Here is a 535-nt window from a genome sequence, read left to right as displayed (position 1 = left end):
TTTTATTGCATCTGAAGACGTTATTAGCCTTTTCATGAATTATATATTTCCTGGTTTTAAGGTCGATGGAATTGGTATATTTAGGATAATTCGTGATAGTGATATTGAAGTAGAAGAAGAGGCTGAAGATCTTGTCCATTTTTTTGAAACTGCTCTTAAAAGGCGCCGTCGCGGGCAAGTTATTCGAATTGAATTTGATGCAAAAATGCCGGAAAATTTACGCCAATTTATAATGAAAGGCCTTTCTGTTCCTGATAATTGTATCAGCGTTCTTGATGGGTTTTTGGCGCTTAATATGGTATCGGAGATTATTTCTATTCCACGTAATGACCTAAAATTTATTCCTTATAATCCTCGTTTTCCTGAATGTATTCGTGAGCATAAGGGTGATTGCTTTGCGGCTATTCGTAAAAATGATATCGTGATTCATCATCCTTATGAATCATTTGATGTTGTTGTGCAATTTTTACGTCAAGCTGCTCGTGATCCTGATGTTTTGGAAATCAAACAAACGCTTTATCGTACATCAAATGAT

1 pseudogene is annotated in these 535 nt (G+C 35.3%); it reads left to right on the top strand.

Annotated features, from left to right (window positions below):
• Window positions 1-535, top strand: a pseudogene (locus J7R05_RS07670) (RNA degradosome polyphosphate kinase); the annotation flags it as partial.

Origin of the sequence: Bartonella capreoli (assembly GCF_902813205.1) — a bacterium.
Taxonomy (GTDB): Bacteria; Pseudomonadota; Alphaproteobacteria; order Rhizobiales; family Rhizobiaceae; genus Bartonella; species Bartonella schoenbuchensis.
The sequence above is the reverse complement of the archived record's forward strand: the minus strand, read 5'-3'. Positions and strand labels throughout refer to the sequence as shown.